Consider the following 18,894-nt stretch of genomic DNA (forward strand, 5'->3'; position numbering starts at 1 on the left):
TGCCCGCGCTCACCAGGCCTTTATTAAAAGCGCTTTAGAGCCGCTGACCTAACCCTCTTACGCTTTACAGCATCACCAGCCAGGAGCTTACCCATGGCGCCCAGTACGACCCACTCCGAGCCCTCGACAGCGCAAGCGCTCGACCCCCAGGCGTTTCGCGAGGCGTTGATGGCCAAGGGGCAGTTCTATCACCTGCATCACCCTTTTCAGCAGGCCATGGCAAACGGCGAGCTCTCCAAAGAGCAGCTGCAGGGCTGGGTGGCCAACCGCTTTTACTACCAGTTGATCATCCCGCAAAAGGATGCGGCCCTGCTGGCCAACTGCCCGGACGCCGCGGTGCGCCGCCAATGGGTACAGCGCTTGCTCGACCACGACGGCGACCAGGACGACGAAGGCGGTATCGAGGCCTGGGTGGCCCTGGGCGAGGCGGTGGGCCTGACCCGCGATGAGCTGTTCTCGCAAGAGCACGTGCTGCCCGGCGTGCGCTTCGCCGTCGATGCGTATCTCAACTTCGTGCGTCAGGCAAGCTGGCAGGAGGCGGCGATCTCCTCACTGACTGAGCTGTTCGCCCCGGCGGCGCACCAAAGCCGCCTGGACACCTGGCCGACCCATTACCCCTGGATCGACGAGCAAGGGTATCGCTACTTTCGCAAGCGCCTGAGCGAGGCGCGCCGGGACGTGGACCACGGCCTGGAGATAGCGCTCGGCGTATGCACGAGCGCAAAGCGCCAGGCCCGGGCGCTGGAGATCCTGCAGTTCAAGCTCGATGTGCTATGGAGTATGCTGGATGCCATGACGCTTGCGTATCAGCTCGACCGCCCGCCCTACCACACCGTGACCCGAAAGCGCGTGTATCACCGCGGTCTGGCCAACGGCTCACTGCGAGGAGAGTGGGATGAATCCTGATACCGTCCCCAAGTGGCGGCGCGGCTGGCGGTTTCAATGGGAGCCTGCCCAGAACGCTCATGTGCTGCTTTACCCGGAAGGCATGGTCAAGCTCAACGAAACCGCCGGGGCGATCTTGAATCAAATCGATGGCGAGCGCACGGTGGCGGCCATCATCGACAACCTCGAAGCGCTCTACCCGGATGCGGGGGCGCTAGAAGGCGATGTGCGCGAATTTCTCACCGAGGCGCAGCAAAACGGCTGGCTAGCCAAGGAGTGACCCATGCCCACGGCTAAATTTCCCGATCACGGCCCCCTGTGGCTCCTCGCGGAGCTCACCTACCGCTGCCCGCTGCAGTGCGCTTACTGCTCCAACCCGCTGGATTTCAGCCAGTACCAGAACGAGCTGAATACCGACGAGTGGCTGAGCGTGCTGCGCCAGGCCCGGGAAATGGGGGCGGCGCAGCTCGGCTTTTCCGGCGGCGAGCCGCTGGTACGCCGCGACCTGGAAACCCTGGTGGGCCACGCCCGGGAATTGGGCTTTTACACCAACCTGCTCACCTCTGGGGTAGGGTTGACCGAAAAGCGCGTCAACACCCTGGCCGAGGCTGGGCTCGATCATATCCAGATCAGCCTGCAGGCCGCCGACCCGGAGCTTTCGGCGATTCTGGCGGGCTCGAAAAAGGCCCACGCCAACAAGCTCGCCATGGCCCGCGCGGTAAAGGCGGCTGGCTACCCGATGGTCCTCAACGTGGTGCTGCACCGCCACAACATCGACCAGATCGACGAGCTCATTGCGCTGTGTGATGAACTCGGCGCCGATGCGGTGGAGCTTGCCAACTGCCAGTACTATGGCTGGGCCTTTCTCAACCGCCACGCGCTGCTGCCCACCCGCGAGCAGCTCCACCACGCCGAGGCGGTCACCCAGCGCTGGCGCGAGAAGCTTGCCGAACGAGGCCGGCAGATGTCGCTGTTGTTCGTCGTGCCCGATTACTTCGAGAACAAGCCCAAGCCCTGCATGGGCGGCTGGGGCAGCATCTTCATGGCGGTGGCGCCGGACGGCACGGCGCTGCCCTGCCATAGCGCCCGGGAGCTGCCGCTTCAGTTCCCCAACGTTCGCGATACGCCGCTTTCCAACATCTGGCGCGGCAGCGACGCGTTCAACGCGTTTCGCGGCGAGGACTGGATGGCGCCGCTGTGCCAATCCTGCGACGAGCGCCATACCGACCACGGCGGCTGTCGCTGCCAAGCGTACCTGCTCACCGGCGACGCCACCGCCACCGACCCGGTCTGCCAGTACTCGGCGCGCCACGCAGAGCTGATCGCCAGCCTCACCGGCACCCGAACCGACGAGCAAGCGCTGATCCCGCGCCAGCATCGCCAGTCGCAGATCATCTGCCGCCAAACCTGAACCAGCCCCTCCAGGAGCGCCCATGCCCACGCCCTCACTCGAAGAAGCCGCCACCCCGCCGGAACGCCTGGCCGAGCTTCGGTGCAGTGATACCGCGCTTTACTGGCTCGAGCGCCACCCGGAGCGCGGAAGCGTCCATCTGTGGGGCTGCCCGGCCGGCGAGATGAACAAGGCGCGGTGCTTGAGTGGCGACGCGCTTGTAGGCAGCCGGGTCAATCAATACGGCGGCGGCAGCCACGTGCCGTTTGAAGAAGGCGTGGTCTGGGTCTGCCAGCGCGACCAGTCGCTTCGTTATAGCCCCGGCCCGGCCAAGGCAAGCGATAACGAGCGCGCGACCTGGTACACCCCCGAGCCCGGCAACGCCCTGGGCGGGCTCTGCGCCGACCCGCACCGCCGGCGCGTGGTGGCGGTGGAAGAGCACACTGGCGAGCTGGCCCACCAACGCTTGATCGCCCTGGGGTTGGGTTCGCAGACGGTACTCGCCGAAGGCGCCGACTTCTACGGCGCCCCGGCGATCTCGCCAAGCGGCGAATGGATAGCCTGGGTCGAGTGGTCGCTGCCCTACATGGCCTGGCAGCAAAGCCAGCTCAAGTTCGCCGCGCTGGAAAGGGATGGCACGCTTGGCGCGGTCAGCACCTTCGATTTCGGCGCAGCGGTCAGCCAGCCCACCTTCACCCCGAAGGACGAGCTCATCGTGATGAGCGACCACGCGGGCTGGTGGCAGCCCTGGCATATCACGGCCAGCGGCGCGCGCTGCTGGAGCGATGCGCCGTTCGATCACATCACCACGCCTTGGCAGCTTGGCGAGGGCCAGCACGCCTGGGGCCTGGACGGCGGGCTTTGCCTGCGCGTCGAACACGGCGCGGCGCGCCTTTACTGGATAACGCCCACCGGGGCCGAGCCTTTAGCCCTCGACCCCGGCCGGGTCGTCAGCCTGGCGCTGACCCACCACGGCCGCTACGCGCTGGCCCAGAGCGCGGCCACCACCACCCAGCTCATCGAGCTCGACAAGCCCGGCCAGCCCGGTCGCGTGCTGCGAGGCGCGCCGCCCACCGCGCAGCCGCCTCGCCCGGAAAGCATCAGCGTGGCGCTGGGTGACGGCGCCAGCGTCCAGGGCTTTTTCTACGCCGCCGACTCCTCAGACGACACGCCGGGGCCGATGATTCTGCGCGTACACGGCGGGCCCACCTCGGCCTGCTACCCGGTGTACGACCCGCTGATTCACTACTGGGTGGCCCAAGGCTTCAACGTGATGGATATCAACCCCCGGGGCAGCGGCAACTTCGGCCGCGCTTACCGCCAGGCGCTTCACGGGCAGTGGGGCGTGCTCGATACCCAGGACGTCGAGCACATGACCGATGCGCTGATCGCCCAGAACCGGGTCTGCCCCCAGCGCTGCTTCATTCGCGGGCAAAGCGCCGGGGGCTTCACGGTACTCAACGCGCTGGCCAGCTCCCAGCGGTTTCGGGCGGGCACCAGCCTTTATGGCGTGTCCGACGCACCGAGTCTTGCCCTGCAAACCCACCGCTTCGAGTCCGGCTACCTGGACTGGCTGCTGGGCGACGACGAACAAAAGCGCCAGCGCAGCCCGCGCGAGACGCTGGCCCACTGCGGCCATCAGGTCAACGTGCTGCTGGTGCAAGGCGCGCTCGATAAGGTCGTGGTGCCGGAACAAACCCACCAGATGGCCCGCCAGCTGGAAAAAGCGGGCGGCCATGCCGAGGTGCTGATTTTTGATAACGAAAGCCACGGCATGCAGAACCCGGCCAACCGGATGGCCATGATTGGCCAAGAGCTCGCGCTCTACCAGCGCCTGGCCCACTGACGCGATGGACACCGCCAAGCCACCGGATGCCCCCTACACTTCAATTGCGCTGGCAGGCGCAAGCCGGGGGCTTTTTCACACGAGCCACCACACGCCGCTGGCCCACGTGGTGCTCGCCGTGGGCGTGGGCTACCTGGACGAACCCGAAGACATTCCGGGCCTGGCCCACCTGCTGGAACACGTACTGCTGACCCAGCCAGGCCCGGAGGGTGCATCGCTGCTCGCCTTCACCGAAGCGCTGGGCGGCAAGTTGAACGCGCGCACCGACGACCTGATCACCGACATCCACGCGACCCTGCCCGTGGCCGCCCTGCCGCGCTTTCTGGAATACCTTGGCGAAACGGTTTTCACACCGGTGTTCGCTCAGGCCACCGTGGCCCAGGAATGCGCGGCAATCGACGGCGAATACCAGGCCCGCCAGGGCACGTCGGAACTTCACCGCTTGCACGGTATTCAACGGCTGGCCGAGCCGGGCCACCCCGGCGCGGTGGGCCACCACGGCTCGAAACAAAGCCTGGGCGGTACGCCTGCCGAACTCAAGCAGGCGCTGGAGCGCTTTCACGCCCGCTACTACGCCCGGCCGCGCCTGTCCCTCGGGCTGACCGCCCCGCTTTCACTGGCGCACCAGCGAGCCCTCGCCGAAGCGCTGTTAGCGGCTAGCCGCCCCGGCGAACCAACGCCACCGCCGCCGCCTCGCTGGGCGCGAACATCGCACCAGGCGGTGGTGGAAGGCGCAGGCTCGAGGCTGGAACTGCTTTGGCCGCTTGAAAGCGCCGCCCTGGCCGGGCAGATGCCAAGGCTCGAGGCGGTCGAGCGCTCCCTCAACGCCGGGGCATTGCTTGCCCCGCTAGCGGGCCTGGCCGACGACTACCGGGTGACGCTTTGCCCGAGCGGCGCCACCGATACCCTGGCGTTGAGGGTTCACCTGCCGCCCCACCGCCAGCGCGAGCTCTTGAGCCGAGCCGAAAGCATAACGCGGGCCATCGAGGCGGCCCTGCCGACCGCCTCTGCCTACGCCCCCGGCGTCGACGACGAGCCTTCACTGGCCGCTCGGCTCGCCAGCCGAACGCGGCGCCAGGCGCTTTCGCAGCGTTTTGCAAAGCAAGATACCCACAATGAGGCCAGGCTGCTCGCCGCCGCTCCCCACGCGCTGTTGTCCGGCTCACAAAAAACCGCAGCGCAGCCCCGCAAGCGCGCGGCTCATACCTTACCAACCAGTGTGATCAGCCGCGTGGGCGCCAGCGGAAGCTTTGATCTGCCCGCCCACTGGTTCGCCGGTTTCTACCCCGGCAAAGCGATCAGGCTGCCGGCCTTGGCCAGGCAGCACCTGGCGGTCGAGGGGGTTACGCTTTTGCAGCACGCCTCACCCCAGGGCAGTTGGCTTTGCGCCCACGCGCATCGCCCGCTCACCCCGGCGCTTTGCAAGGCCCTGGCGGGTGCGTGGCTTGCGCCGCCGCCCGCCCCCACCGGCTTGCAAGCCCACCGGCTGCTTGCCGAGCTCGCCCAAAGCCCCACCGCGCCGTTGACCTGGAGCGACAGCGCCGAGTCGGCGGCCACGCTCTCGCCGCTACTGGCCACCCTCGATGCTGATGCACCCAGCGAGGCTTTCAAACAGGAGACCGCCCCGCCGCCTTCGGATTCGGTCACGCTGATGCGCACTCTCGCGCTTGCCGGCAGCGACACCCACCGGCGCGTGTTGAGCCTTGCCGCCCGGCGCCACGGCGCGCCCTTCTTTCGCGCCGTGCGCCAGACCCACCGGCTGGGCTACATCGCCGCGGTACGTTTCGTCGACGGCGACCCGGCCCAGCTGGCCTATATCGTGCAGTGCGCCGCCGGTGAGGTGGCGCGGGTCAAGGCGCTGATTCAGGCCGAGATCGAAGCCCTTTGGGAGGCGCTACTGGCGGAGCTTGCCAATGAAGCGCCGCTGCCCGGCGAGTTTCTGGGCCTGGATATTCCCGAAACGCCCGGGGCCGCGCTGGTTGCTCAGTGGCGTTCGCACTTGAACGCCACCCAGGTGCCGCTTTATCGCCTGGCCGCCTGGGAGCAGGGATTTTCCCTTGAGACCTGGCGCCAGTATCTGAACGCGCCCGCCCACTGGCAGTGGTGGCAGCGCCCGGGGTAACCCTACGGCTCGGCGCCAGCTGTGACCGATAAGGCATAGTGAGCGTCGCTTTGGGTCAACTTTCAAACACAAGCCACTTCATACTCGTAGCCACGTAAACCACGAGAAAGGAAGTAGCCCATGAATCGCCATGTCATCCTGACCTGCGCCGTGACCGGCGCGGGTGACACCACCGGTAAGAACCCCAACGTGCCGGTCACCCCGGAACAGATCGCCAACGACTGCATCGCCGCCGCCAAGGCCGGCGCCAGCGTGGCCCATATTCACGTACGCGACCCGAACACCGGCGGCGTCAGCCACGACCCGGCGCATTTTCGCGAAGTGATGGCCCGGGTGCGCGATTCCGGCCAGGACATCGTGATGAACATTACCGCCGGCGGCGGCGGCGACTGGATTCCCGACGCCCAGGACCCCACCCGGGGCGGGCCAGGTACCGATATTCAAACGCCCGCCGAGCGCCACGCCCCGGTGGGGGAACTCTTGCCCGAGCTCTGCACGCTGGACTGCGGCAGCCTCAACTTCGGCGACATGGTCTACGTCAACCCGGCGGACTGGCTGCGCGAGCACGCCCGCCTGGTGCAGGCCGCCGGCGTCAAGCCCGAGCTGGAGTGTTTCGACCTGGGCCACGTCTGGTTCGCCCGCCAGCTCCAGCAAGAAGGCTTGATCGACGGCGACCCGCTCTACCAGCTCTGCCTGGGTATTCCTTGGGGCGCCGAAGCCGACACCGAAACCATGGTGGCCATGCGCAACAAGTTGCCCGCCAACGCCCAGTGGGCGGCCTTCGGTATCGGCCGCGCGCAGATGCCGATGGTCGCGCAGTCCGCGCTGCTCGGTGGCCACGCCCGGGTGGGGCTGGAGGATAACCTTTACTTGAAAAAGGGCGTAATGGCGACCAATGCCCAACTGGTCGAAAAAGCCGCCACCCTGCTCGAGAACCTGGGCGGCCAAGTGATGACCCCGGCCGAAACCCGCACGCATCTCTCGCTCAACGGCGCGAAAGCCTCTAATAAAGGAGCCAACGCATGAGCCAACAGCCGTCTCAACAGCGATCTCAACAACCGTCTCAGCAACGGTCTCAACAACGATCTCAAAAGTTGTCCGTCATCGGCACCGGCGTGATCGGCAACGGCTGGATCGCCCGAGCGCTGGCCCAGGGCTTCGACGTGGTCGCGTTCGACCCGGACCCGGCCGCCGCCGAGCGTACCCGTGCGTTCATCGACAATGCCTGGGCCTCGCTTGAAGGCCTGGGCCTGGCGCCGGGGGCCAGCAAAGAGCGGCTGCGTTTTGCCGAGACCATCGACGCGGCGGTCGAAGGCGCGGACCTCATTCAGGAGAACGTGCCCGAGCGCCTGGAACTCAAGCGCGACGTGCTGGCCAGAATCGACCAGGCCGCCGATGAAACCGTGCTGATCGGCTCCTCGACCTCGGGCTACAAGCCCAGTGAGCTGCAGGCTGGCTGCTTCAAGGCGCCGGGGCGGGTGATCGTCGCCCACCCGTTCAACCCGGTGTACTTGCTGCCGCTTGTCGAGCTGGTGGGGGGTGAAGCCACTACGCCGGCGCACATCGAACGCGCGCAGCGCCTTTATGAAGACCTGGCCATGCGCCCGCTGGTGGTGCGCAAGGAGATCGAGGGCCACCTGGCCGACCGCCTGATGGAGGCGCTCTGGCGCGAGGCGCTGCACCTGGTCAACGACGGCGTGGCCACCACCGAAGAAGTAGACGCCGCGGTGGTCTACGGCTGCGGGCTGCGCTGGTCGTTGATGGGCACCTTCCTGACCTTCCACCTGGCCGGTGGCGACCAGGGCATGCGCCATATGCTCGAGCAGTTCGGCCCGGCCTTGAAACAGCCCTGGACCAAACTCGAAGCCCCGGAGCTCACCGACGAGCTGATCGACCGCGTGGTCGAAGGCTGCGAGCATCAGGCCGCCGGGCGCAGCGTGGCCGAGCTCGACCGCCGCCGCGACGACTTCCTGGTCGAACTCCTCGGCCTGGTGCAAAAATACTGGCCCGAAGCCGAAGGCTTGAAAGGACGGCTCTGATGCAGATACTCACCACGGAAGTGGCAAGCGGCTGGGTCGACTACAACGGCCACATGAACGACGCCGAGTACGCCCGGGTCTTCTCGATGGCGGTCGATGCGTTAATGGATCACATCGGCTTGGACGTCGCAGGCCGAGCACAGCATCACTACACGCTCTACACCCTGGAGACGCACCTTTGCTACCGGCAAGAAGCCCATGAAGGCCAAGCCCTGGCCGTGACCGCCCTGGTATTGAACCGGGACGCCAAGCGCCTACACGTGTTTTTCGAAATGCAGGATAAAGAAGGCGCGCTGCTTGCCACCAGCGAGCAGATGCTGATGGGCATCGACGAGCAAAGCGGGCGCCCGGCGCCCTTTCCCGCGCCGGTGAACGAGGCCATCGCCTTGCTCCCCGCCTGCGACCAACACGCTTGGCCCGCGCTTGCCGGGCGTACCATCGGGATTCCCTGACATGGATATCACAACCTTCATCCGCCGCTTTGAAAAAGGCCTGGAGACGCTTGAAGCACTGCCGCTACCCCAAGCGCGAAAGCACTACGATGCGCTGTGCCAGTCGTTCACGCCTTCGGACCCGGCGGGCATGGAGGTAACCGACGACGTGCTGGCCCACGTACCGATACGGCGCTTCAAGCCCGCCCACGCTGGCCCCGGGGCGGTGATCTTTCTACACGGCGGCGGTTTCACCATCGGGTCGGTGGTGAGCCATCACGGCGTTGCGGCAAGCCTGGCCGAGCAGCTCAAGCGTGAGGTGATCAGCGTCGACTACCCCCTCGCTTATGAAGCGAATTACTCCAGCATGCTCAAACGCTGTTGCGAGGTGATCGACACCGCTAAACCTGCTTGCCTGGTGGGTGACAGCGCCGGCGCGCGGCTGGCGATGGACGCCGCGACACGGCTTAATTCAAAAGCGGTACTAGGGCTTATCTACCCACCGGTAAACGGTTTGAGCCATGAAACGCTGGGGCCGGACGCCCCACTATTGAGCCGCCAGGACGTGCTTTTCATCTCACCGCTTTGCCCGGCGCTTGCTTCGAGCGCGCCGACGCCGCTTCCCAAGGGCGTCGTCGAAGTTCTCGCGGTGGAGAACGACCCGCTGACCGCACCGCTCGAGCGGGTGGTCGAGCAGTGGCGCCATCAAGGCGCAGAGGTAGGTTATCGGTGCGCGCCCAACATGGTGCACGGCGCCCTTCACGCCCAGGCACACCTTCCAGATATGCAAAACGCCTGGCAGGATTTCTGCCAGGCGCTCGAACGTCGTTTAGCCTCAAAGGCCGCTTAGCAGCGAAGGCCGTTTAGCAACGCAGGTCAGTTAGAAAAGAAGCAAGGCAAGGGTTATTCGTAGGCGGCTCTGACCGCTTCGATGGCGGGTTCGCCGTCCTTATCGTCGACGCCGTCCAGCCAGACCTCGACGGTCTCCAGGTTGGCGGCGATCCACTCGGAGGCGACTTCATCCGCCGGGCGGTCGTCGAAGCTGTAGCCGTGGACCCACTCGTTTTGATCTTCGATATCCACCACGAACTGGGAAAGAAAGCGGTGCAGCGCCGGGTCGTCCTCGGCCAGGCTCGCCGGTACCACGGTCCACACGGTACTTTCGATTTCGGCCACGCCCGCGTCATCCGAGTCTTCCAGATACGCCAGGTCGAAGCTTACGTTCATCCAGTGGGGTTCCCAGCCCACGAAGGTTACCCACTCTTCGTCGCGCATGCGCTGCTCGGCCTGGGCCAGCATGGCCGAGGTGGAGCTTTCCCGTAGGCGCCAACCGCCCAAACCGGCCAGGTCGTTGTCGATGGCGTTCAGCACGGCGGTGTTGATACCAGTACCCGCCTCGATGCCCTGAATCTCGCCCTCGAAACGCTCACGGTGCTCGTTCAGGTCGGCCACCGTGGTCACCCCCGCGTCATACACGTAGCGCGGCACCACCAGCCCCGAATTCGCCCCTTCGATATTGGAGACGAGCTTCTCGACCTGGCCGTTATCCACTAGGGGCTCGACCATATCCGTTTGCACCGGATACCAGCCGCCCAGGTAAACGTCGATATCGCCGCGGGTCAGGCCTTCGAGAATCACGCTGACGGCCAGGTCGCTCTGGCGGGTTTCGTAACCCATGGCTTCCATCAACTGCGCGGCCACTTCGGACTTCACCGTCACGCCCGGCCAGGGCGGCACGCCAAAGCGCACTTCATCGAGCGCGGCCTGGGCGGCGGTGGCGCAGGCCAGGCCGCTCAGGCTCAGCGCACCGATCAGCAACGCCCTGGGCAGGCGGGCGCTGGTTGAACGGGCCTGGTTTGAGCGAATATTGTTTGAACGGGTATCGTGCAGAACGCTTGCAGGCAGTGTTTTCAGGGCCGTGCTCATTCGCGTCTCCTTTGTTGACGGTAGGCCACCAGTTTGACCGCTTCCCCCCAACGCAAACGACACCAGGCGACCCTAAAGCCACACTTTACGACATGGCGTTTCAAAGCCGGGCGTGGCGGCGCGCCTGAATGGGCGAATGCCCGAACCGGGCACGAAACGCCCGGGCGAAGCTGGAGCTGGAGCCGAACCCGCAGGCAATGGCGATGGCGAGCACGCCCATGTCGGTTTCGATCAAAAGCCGCTCGGCGCGCGCCAGGCGCAGGTTCTGGTACCACTGGCGCGGCGAGGCCCCTAACTGGTCCTCGAACAGGCGCTGTAATTGGCGCGCCGAGACGCCGCTTTGCCGGGCGATCTCGCCCAGTGTGAGCGGTTCTTCCAAGTGGCGCTCCATCAGCGCGACCGCCTCGACCAGGCGGCGGTTGTGGCTGCCCAGGCGCCGCGCCAGGGACATGCGCTGCTGGTCGTGGTGGCTGCGCAGGCGCTCGTGAATCAGCTGCTCCGAGACCGCCACCGCCAGCGCCGCCCCGTGGCGCCGGGCAATGACCTCCAGCGCCATATCCATCGCCGCCGCCCCGCCGGCGCAGGAGAAACGCCGCTCGCCCAGTTCGAACAGCTCATCCGAGGTTTCGATGCCGGGAAAGCGCTCGCGAAACACCGGCAGGCTCTCCCAGTGAAGCGTGACCCGCTCGCCCTTTAAAAGCTCGGCTTTTGCCAGCAGGAACCCGCCGGTATCCAGCCCGCCAAGCGCGCACCCGGCCTGGTCCAGCCGGTGCAGCCACCCCGTAAGCGCCCGGTTCAGGTGGGCCTCGGGCTCGAAGCCGCTACAAAGCGCCAACGACGATACATCGAGGGTGCCGATGGGTTGGTCCACCATCAGCGTCATTTCGTTGCTGGCGGTGACCGGCTCGCCGTTTTCGCTCAACAGCACCCACTCGAAAAGCGCCTTGCCGCTGATGCGGTTGGCGATACGCAGCGGCTCCACGGCGGAGAAAAACGCCATCATCGAAAAACGCGGCAGGAGGAGAAACCCGATACGCTCCGGTAACGGCCCAACATAGTGCAGGCGCAATGTCGCCCCCGATGGCTAGAGTGTTTTAAAACCGGCCCAGGCGCCGGCTAATTTAAAGGCAAGCCGGCGCGCTCTCTTCTACACTGAAACGGGTAACGAAGCACAGGCCGCTGTGCGCGTTAGCATAGAAAGCCGATTCATAAGGAGAGTGAACGATGTCGAGCCCCGAGCATAAGCAAAAAATCTGGTCGATGATCAAGGATATCAAAGTAGGCATGTTGGTCACCAATGACCACGACATGCCCCGCGCCCGTCCCATGCACCTGGTGCAGGAAGAGTACGACGGCACGCTTTGGTTCTACACCCGCCGCAGCGCCGAAAAAGTGTTCGAGGCGGAAAAAGATCACGACGTTTGCCTGAGCTTCTCGGATCAGGAGCACGGTATCTACGTCTCCATGTCCGGCAAGGCCAACCTGACCGACAACCGCGACCTGATCCACAAGTACTGGAACCCCTTCATCGCCGCCTGGTTCCCGGAAGGCAAGGACGACCCGGACATCGCCCTGCTCGAAATCAAGATCGAGATGGGTGAGCACTGGAAAGCCAACGAGAGCAAAGTCTACCAGCTCTACGAAATCGCCAAGGCCAACATCAAAAAAGACGAAACCCCGGATATGGGCGAGAACGAGAAGTTCGGCCACTGATCGTATAATACCGACCTACCCCACGGCGCCGGCTTGCCCGGCGCCGTGGGCCAATTTCACTCGTGTAAGCTTAACCCTTCCGAACGGTACAGCTGGTTCACCTCGATGACGCGGCCCTCCATCAAATGACAGTACTGGCGGCCATCATCGCTGCCGTCGCGGGTTCTCACCTCGCCGCCTTCCCGCTCGCAGTAATTCACGGCCATTTCTTGCGCTTGTTCTGCCCCGTTGGAACCTGATGCCGCGCACCCTGCCAAGGCCACAAGCAACACCGCACCTACGCTATAACGAATCATATTGGTCTCCTTTTATAAAACCCGTTGACTCACTATAGCCACTCCCCGCCCCGGTGGCGAAATACCCGGCTCAGGGCTGCTGCATATTCTCAAGCTCCGTGGCCCGTTCGGCGGTGGCGCTTAAAAAGCAGTCGTTGCTGATCAAACGAGCCATCGTGCCTTCCCCGGTCGCGTAGAAGTAGCAGTTGGCATCCCGGTACGAGATCCAAAGCCGCTGGGCATCCCGCAGGGCTATTTGCCGCTTCTCGGGTAACTCGCTACGAATAGCGCGGTAGGCATCGTTTAACCGTTGGTCTTGAATCTCGAGTTCGTCGCTCATGCACTCGACCATGGATTGCGTGACGCCGCCGGAGGCTTCCATGCAGGTGCTGTATTGGTTGGTGTAGGGATTTTCGTCGTTAGCTTGGATCGCAATAGATAACGGTATAAAAAATAATGCTGCGGCTATGATGGTTAAACGGTTTTTGTTCATTTGGGCTCTATAGGGGCTGGTTAAGTTAAGGTGTGAAGGTTAACTGATGTTTGAGAGTTGGATGGGAATTTTATGGAGCATGGGTATTTGAGTACTGCTGAAGATGCAGGGCTTTGTAAAAAGCTCGCTTTTATTTCCTGGCAGGAGTCTAAAAAACACATTAAGCGATTGAATTATATGGCCTTAACATGAAATCTAAAAAACCAATATACCACACCGTATACCAGCTTCCTCCATCTGCAACCCGCTAACGGCTTATCGTTGGATAACACCACTCGCGATTCAGTTTGCGGCACAGATGGACTGCTTACGGCCAGGAGCGGACATTTAGCTTTGACTAATATAATCCCGCAAATAACCTGGCGCGCAAAGCGCGACGCGGTTTTTTTCGATCCGGATTAATCTGAATTGTTAGAAGCCATTACTTGTTGAATCATATTTCTATCAGTGAACTCTCTGATAATCTCCGCGCCTAAAGAGTGGACTAGTGTATAACTCTCCCATAGCCTTTGAAAGGTGATGTGTTGCTCTTGGTAGCGCTCATGTACGTCAGGAAAAAGCGATAAAAATTTTCTTGTCTTTTCCCAGTCATTTAATCCTGACACTTCGATGAATTTGTCTAGTCCTTTATTCAAGTTGTGACCGATGGTTTTTGCCTCACTTTGTGTAAGACCATGTTTTAAAGCGACATAAGCCTTGAAAAATATTTCAAGCGCCATTCTGCAATTAAGAATTGCACGTGTATCTGGGCGATGTTGGGAAAGTATAGATGTGGCAGCCCTTAGCTCTTGATCCGCAGACATGAGTAGTTGATAGCCAAATTCATTCAAGCCTTGTGTTTTGCGAAGGTCATCTATGCCCATCCCATAGTCTAAACAGTCCGCCCAATAGATGACGTAGTCCCAAACTTGTCTATGATCCGTCATCATCTCCTGTTTAATACCACCAGGCATCTCATGGAGGCAGTCGAGAGCATTTAGCTGGACCGTGCCAAAGGTGATTGGAATAGAAACAACCCAGAATTCGGAATCATAGAAATAAACGGCTTCATACAGGCTACCAACTTGATGGACACCTGGCTTTGAATGTAATTCAAACCAATTAAAAATTGTTTTTGCTACATCCGAAGATATATTGACTGAAGTTTTAAACTCCTCTGAATAACGGCTAATAGCTTCCCAAGGCCTACGCCGCTGATCTATTCTTGCTGAGCGGAACTCATTGTTTAGGTTCGCAAGCCATTCTTCGGAAATCATTTCTCTGTCCTTTTTTCTTTAAACGCCTCAATCATGGGCGGCGCTGCGAAGCGGCGACGTACCATGAATTGATTTGTTATGCGTAATCTGCATCATCATCGCTACCTCCACACTCGGCTAGCAGCGGACTTTATTAATTAATAATTTTCTAGCCCCTCAATCCCTAGTCAACGTCATTTAAATAAGGAAGAGCAAAGTTAAAGTATTCTTGCTGGCGAGTTCGACGTACTTTCCACCGGCCACCATGATTTTGTGGCCTTTCTCTTTCTATAGCATGTGTAAGCACTAAGCGACGTTTAGCTCGTGATACACCAACAAAGAAAGCACACCGGTTAGCATCTTGATCACCAAAGAATATTTCGTTCTCAACGGCCATAATTATCGTTGAGTCAAACTCCAATCCTTTGCTCTTATGAATAGTTAGAATACGCACAGCCTGATCATCAGAGAAACGGGTCAAGGCTTGGGGCAAATCGTGGGTAAGTTCAAGCAACTCTTCAATGCGCGCTTTGGTATCTCCCACAACTTCAACTAACCTGGCTTGTGACTCATAGTCAGGTGAGAGAGCAACAAGAGTCTCCATTCCTATTTTATCCAAAAATCTACAAACAGAATCCCACCATCCCGAAAACGGCTCATCCAACAACTCGGTCATGACGAGGATTCTTCGCTGATCCTTGAAGAAGCTTTGGAAATTTTGTCGGACGCTAGACTGCACTTCATCATCGGCAAAGGGAATCAGTTGATTCATGAGCCGAATCCAAGCTTTGGGCTCTCGCTGGCCATATAGGCAGGACAAATAGTCAACAACGAGCCTTGCGGCAGGTTCGACAGTAATATCCTGCATCTCCTGCTCGTTCCGGTATGGTACTCCCCTGACTTCCAATGCCGCCATCAGGTGATTGGCGTAAAGATCCAGTTGTTTGGACACTAATACTGCGATTTCGGATAACGGAACCTGTTCATGTCTTATCCACCTAGCAATCAAACCGGCTAAGTGCTCAGCTTCTTCCTGGGCATTCTCGAATTTCCACGCAAAGACCTCTCCCTCCTCACCAGCAAGTTGATTATCTGGCATGACGGAAGCCGGATCGAGAACACGAATTATCTCGTTCTGCATCCTAAGTAAGCGTGGTTTTGAACGAAAGTTTCGATACATATTTAATGGAACCGCTGAAAAATCCTCAGCGAACGTTTGAAAAATTCCGTCTAAAGCACCTGCCCATCCCATAATTTTCTGCTTGGTATCACCCACAGCAGTGAGACGAATGCTCGTACCTTGGAAGGCTACTTTCACAAGTTCATACTGCTGATCCGTACAGTCTTGGAATTCATCTAAGAAAATATCGCTGTAAGTTTGGCGTATGGCATTTCTTGCAACAGTAGAGGCCTTAAGAATTTGGATTGCTAGCGGTACAAGATCATGAAATGTAATTTGCCTTCTTATGATTTTTCTTTCGCCAATTGAATAATCCAGATCAAGGGCATCATTACCTGTAAGAACTATTCGAAAACGATCAATAATACGCTTTGCAAAAGCATGAAATGTATAGCTATCAAAGCGGGAAGCCAATTCTTTTCCACAGCGTCGCTGGATTCGCTCCTTTAAATTTTTGCTGGCGTCAACTTTAAAAGAGATAGCGAGTATTCTCTTCGGATAACGGCAGGTTCCGGTTCGTAGGAGGAAGTCAGCTCTCTGTGCAAGCATTTCTGTCTTGCCCGCTCCCGGCCCCGCCGTCAGAGCAAGACAGCGCGCATGTTCCTTCGCGGCCCGCAGTGCATTGGGTTCAAGCGTTAGCCCATCCGAAGGCAGCCATGCATCTACAGCAATCACTCGGGCAGCTCCGCAAGCTTGGCGAGCACGGCATCTGCAAGTCCACCAAATGCTTCTGGCATGTTCGCAAGCAGTTCCTCGTCGCTAAGTTGAGCAAGAGCATCTATATGGGCGGCGGGCTTACTACCCAGTTTAAAAAGCTTGTGATATGTGGAGAAGAGACTTAACTCGTCTCCGCTGTATTGGGATGAGATATGATGGCTCTTTCCTAAGACGGCTTTAACCGTTGAGTCATCTGGAGCTTCCTGCTGAACACCGTAAGCATCTGGGAAAGCCAAGAGCATTGAAAAATCTAAATCCATTGGAAATGAGAAAAATACACCTCGCATTTCCAGCTCTGCAAATACACTCTTAGTGCAGTTTTCGAAGAAATAATGAGTACGAACAGGTACTTTGTCATCATTCCAATCTGATAAATAAAAAGTATCTGGGAGGGCTTTTTTAGGCTCATATAAGCCAAGTTGGTTATTTATATACTTTAGTCTTCCCCAACCCGCTTGGTATCTGCCCACATCTAAATCGAGAAGGGTCAAATATGGGATTTTCAATGCTGATAGCAGGCGCCAGAAATGGTTGACATGTCTACCTCCAAGCGGTGCAATCGTGACCGCTGATTCATCAACTGGTGCACCCTTTGCCCGGAAAAGGCGAGGTAGTACAATTTCTTCGCTATCCCCTTCACCCAATACAACCAAACGTGAGAAGTAGATCTCGGGGAATGCCTGGACAGCCTCGCGTACAAACTTGTGCGCTTCATCGGCTTTAGCGGGTAACTGGATTTTCGTAATTTTAGATTGCCGGGTTTCGGTAAGTCGAAGATATCGAATATGTTCCGGGCCGACACGTCGCAACATTGACGGAGCATGCGTAGCAATTAGGGCCTGGGCATCCTCGTTGCTCGTCATAGGGCTCAGAGCACTCACAACCCGTCCCAAATAGTGAGGCGAGAGGCTGTTCTCTGGTTCCTCGAGGGCAATCAAAGTAAAGACAGGCGGGCGCAATTTTTCTGGGTCAAAGGACTCGTCATCGCCAGCAAGGACAGCACGCCCGATTGCTTGAGATGAAAGAACCAATGACAGATAAAGCATCGACTTCTGGCCGTCACTGAGTCGGGAAAAATCGACAAGATTTTCATCATGTCCAGGCGAGAATGATACAGACAAATGTCGAAGCAATGCCTCGATCTCAGATGCCACAAAGGTAACCTTGGGATCTGTAAAGTAGCTGCCTTTATGAAGGGTACTCCATGTTTTCTTCAGGTGGGAACTAAAAGCATTGACTGATGGATTAGCAGCCAAACTCTCACTAATCTGGTCGGTGAACCCTTTGACCTTCTCTCGTTCATTTTCCCAGTTCACTGACCTTAGCAGGCGGCCAAGAAGCGCACTCGTTCCATACGCAATGTGGTCAGTGGGATCTCTTCTTGCGGGCAGATAGTGGACTTGTATGTGATTTCGTTCAGACCTGGGAACCGTTTGAGGATTTAGAGGTGAACCATCCGGGCCAGCTTCAAGCACATACACAAAAGTCTCATCAATATCCCCATCTAGGCCTACCGTGGCACTTAGGCGATATCGCACCCTAGGAATTCCGTCAGGGTCATCAAGACGCATGTGACTGAAATGGGGAGCAACTGTCGAGTTATCTGCTTCACTCTCTGACTCGGAAAATAGGAAATCCGCTTCGATCCATAGCAGCCTTTCTTCGGGGGCTTCCTGTTCATCGTGCGGGACATGGAAGTCTGAGCGCTGAATACGGCGCAATGATGGATCAAATGCAAACAATCGGCACAAAGCCTGAAGTGCAGCAGTCTTACCTGAACCGTTGGGGCCAATCAGATAAGTTATATCTTCCAGTGTAAGTTCTGTTGGTACAGCACCGAAGCTTTGGAAATTTGAAAGCCGAATCGTCTGTAGTTTCATACTTATCTCACCTGTTAACAACTTCCGCTTTGGGTCTATAGCTGCTAGTTGGGATGTACAGGCCACTGAAAAAGAAACTACTAGCTTCCGAAATCAGACGATAACATCGGCACCACTCACTATTGTTAGTGATTTTCAATTCCCGGCCGCAAACAAATTGATACTTACAACCCCAATTTTAACTTTAATTATTGTTAGCAATATTGCCTATTCCTTTACGCCCGTGCAACCCGTACAGCTGCGACTTTAGGCCATCCTGCGCCGGAAGGCTTCGGCTCTACAGGGCCTTATCAGGAATGTCTTTCTAAGCTATCGGCCAGCCGGTGGCCTGGCTTTAGAATATTTCTCTGCCACTTGTCTGTTGAAAGTGCATAATCCCGCATGAATCCGCATGATTTCCATGCACCCATTTTTCACCCGCCAGTCCAACAGTGGCGCGGCTTGGCGGCAGGTGCAGGAGTGCATAAAAACCCACACATTTAGCGCGCGGGCGGGGCGGGGTGTCGATAGCGCGCCGTGGGACGCGGCCGGTAAGCGGGTATGAGGTTGGCAACGTCCTTGCCAGACGATCTGTGGGCGCGCTCAGTAGGTGCCCTTCTCTCGCTAAGCCCTAACAGACGAACGCCCCGCACATGGGCGGGGCGTAGGTCACATACCAGCATCTTTGCCTATGCGGCGTCGAGATCGTTCAGGTTGGGCACATACTCCATTTGCGCTTCATACATATAGCGCCGGTACTGCCACTATAAATAGCCTCATCTA

At 59.4% G+C, this 18,894-nt stretch carries 17 protein-coding genes; 10 read left to right on the forward strand and 7 right to left on the reverse strand.

Annotated elements, in window-relative coordinates:
* The first annotated feature begins 93 nt into the window (after positions 1-93).
* The 9 genes from pqqC (at position 94) to ACWHXT_RS10755 (ending at position 9,563) form a co-directional block, all read left to right on the forward strand.
* On the forward strand, positions 94-906 hold the full coding sequence (gene pqqC, locus ACWHXT_RS10715) for a pyrroloquinoline-quinone synthase PqqC (protein ID WP_447955810.1): 813 nt from the start codon (positions 94-96) through the stop codon (positions 904-906).
* Positions 896-1,165, forward strand: a complete 270-nt coding sequence (gene pqqD / locus ACWHXT_RS10720; protein ID WP_447955811.1) for a pyrroloquinoline quinone biosynthesis peptide chaperone PqqD — start codon at positions 896-898, stop codon at positions 1,163-1,165. Before pqqC ends, pqqD begins: the two co-directional genes overlap by 11 nt.
* Before the next feature lie 3 nt (positions 1,166-1,168).
* A complete protein-coding gene (pqqE, locus tag ACWHXT_RS10725) occupies positions 1,169-2,296 on the forward strand; it encodes a pyrroloquinoline quinone biosynthesis protein PqqE (RefSeq protein WP_447955812.1) in 1,128 nt (375 codons plus the stop codon).
* A gap of 22 nt (positions 2,297-2,318) precedes the next feature.
* Positions 2,319-4,121: a prolyl oligopeptidase family serine peptidase gene (locus tag ACWHXT_RS10730; RefSeq protein ID WP_447955813.1), complete on the forward strand. Its 1,803-nt coding sequence runs from the start codon at positions 2,319-2,321 to the stop codon at positions 4,119-4,121.
* The gene (locus ACWHXT_RS10735) at positions 4,081-6,243 is read left to right on the forward strand and encodes an insulinase family protein (RefSeq protein WP_447955814.1); all 2,163 of its coding nucleotides are present in this window, start codon (positions 4,081-4,083) and stop codon (positions 6,241-6,243) included. Before ACWHXT_RS10730 ends, ACWHXT_RS10735 begins: the two co-directional genes overlap by 41 nt.
* A 120-nt stretch (positions 6,244-6,363) precedes the next feature.
* Positions 6,364-7,269 carry a 3-keto-5-aminohexanoate cleavage protein gene (locus tag ACWHXT_RS10740; protein WP_447955815.1) on the forward strand — a complete coding sequence of 302 codons (906 nt, stop codon included), beginning with the start codon at positions 6,364-6,366 and terminating at the stop codon, positions 7,267-7,269.
* Positions 7,270-7,337: 68 nt separating this feature from the next.
* A complete protein-coding gene (locus ACWHXT_RS10745) occupies positions 7,338-8,282 on the forward strand; it encodes an L-carnitine dehydrogenase (protein ID WP_447955816.1) in 945 nt (314 codons plus the stop codon).
* The gene (locus tag ACWHXT_RS10750; RefSeq protein WP_447955817.1) at positions 8,282-8,734 is read left to right on the forward strand and encodes a thioesterase family protein; all 453 of its coding nucleotides are present in this window, start codon (positions 8,282-8,284) and stop codon (positions 8,732-8,734) included. The genes ACWHXT_RS10745 and ACWHXT_RS10750 overlap by 1 nt, the downstream gene beginning before the upstream one ends.
* Before the next feature lies 1 nt (position 8,735).
* Complete coding sequence (locus tag ACWHXT_RS10755) at positions 8,736-9,563, forward strand: alpha/beta hydrolase (protein ID WP_447955818.1); 828 nt, start codon at positions 8,736-8,738, stop codon at positions 9,561-9,563.
* A gap of 53 nt (positions 9,564-9,616) precedes the next feature.
* On the opposite strand, the gene ACWHXT_RS10760 is transcribed toward ACWHXT_RS10755, so the two are convergent.
* Both ACWHXT_RS10760 and ACWHXT_RS10765 read right to left on the reverse strand, forming a co-directional pair.
* Entirely contained in the window at positions 9,617-10,639 is a 1,023-nt protein-coding gene (locus ACWHXT_RS10760; protein WP_447955819.1) for an ABC transporter substrate-binding protein, read from the reverse strand.
* Between the two features lie 100 nt (positions 10,640-10,739).
* Positions 10,740-11,708 carry a GlxA family transcriptional regulator gene (locus ACWHXT_RS10765; RefSeq protein WP_447955820.1) on the reverse strand — a complete coding sequence of 323 codons (969 nt, stop codon included), beginning with the start codon at positions 11,706-11,708 and terminating at the stop codon, positions 10,740-10,742.
* A 155-nt stretch (positions 11,709-11,863) separates the two neighbouring features.
* Between ACWHXT_RS10765 and ACWHXT_RS10770 the strand changes: the two genes are divergently transcribed.
* Entirely contained in the window at positions 11,864-12,352 is a 489-nt protein-coding gene (locus tag ACWHXT_RS10770) for a pyridoxamine 5'-phosphate oxidase family protein (protein WP_447926330.1), read from the forward strand.
* A gap of 56 nt (positions 12,353-12,408) precedes the next feature.
* On the opposite strand, the gene ACWHXT_RS10775 is transcribed toward ACWHXT_RS10770, so the two are convergent.
* The 5 genes from ACWHXT_RS10775 to ACWHXT_RS10795 all read right to left on the reverse strand — a co-directional run bounded on the left by ACWHXT_RS10775 (position 12,409) and on the right by ACWHXT_RS10795 (position 18,132).
* The gene (locus ACWHXT_RS10775; protein WP_447955821.1) at positions 12,409-12,648 is read right to left on the reverse strand and encodes a DUF333 domain-containing protein; all 240 of its coding nucleotides are present in this window, start codon (positions 12,646-12,648) and stop codon (positions 12,409-12,411) included.
* A gap of 70 nt (positions 12,649-12,718) precedes the next feature.
* Positions 12,719-13,120: a lysozyme inhibitor LprI family protein gene (locus ACWHXT_RS10780; protein WP_447955822.1), complete on the reverse strand. Its 402-nt coding sequence runs from the start codon at positions 13,118-13,120 to the stop codon at positions 12,719-12,721.
* Between the two features lie 398 nt (positions 13,121-13,518).
* Positions 13,519-14,376, reverse strand: a complete 858-nt coding sequence (locus ACWHXT_RS10785) for a hypothetical protein (protein WP_447955823.1) — start codon at positions 14,374-14,376, stop codon at positions 13,519-13,521.
* Between the two features lie 163 nt (positions 14,377-14,539).
* Positions 14,540-16,210: a UvrD-helicase domain-containing protein gene (locus ACWHXT_RS10790; protein ID WP_447955824.1), complete on the reverse strand. Its 1,671-nt coding sequence runs from the start codon at positions 16,208-16,210 to the stop codon at positions 14,540-14,542.
* Positions 16,207-18,132, reverse strand: coding sequence for an ATP-dependent nuclease (locus tag ACWHXT_RS10795; protein WP_447955825.1), 1,926 nt, complete (start codon positions 18,130-18,132; stop codon positions 16,207-16,209). The genes ACWHXT_RS10790 and ACWHXT_RS10795 overlap by 4 nt, the downstream gene beginning before the upstream one ends.
* Between the last annotated feature and the right edge of the window lie 762 nt (positions 18,133-18,894).

Source organism: Vreelandella halophytica (assembly GCF_968193635.1).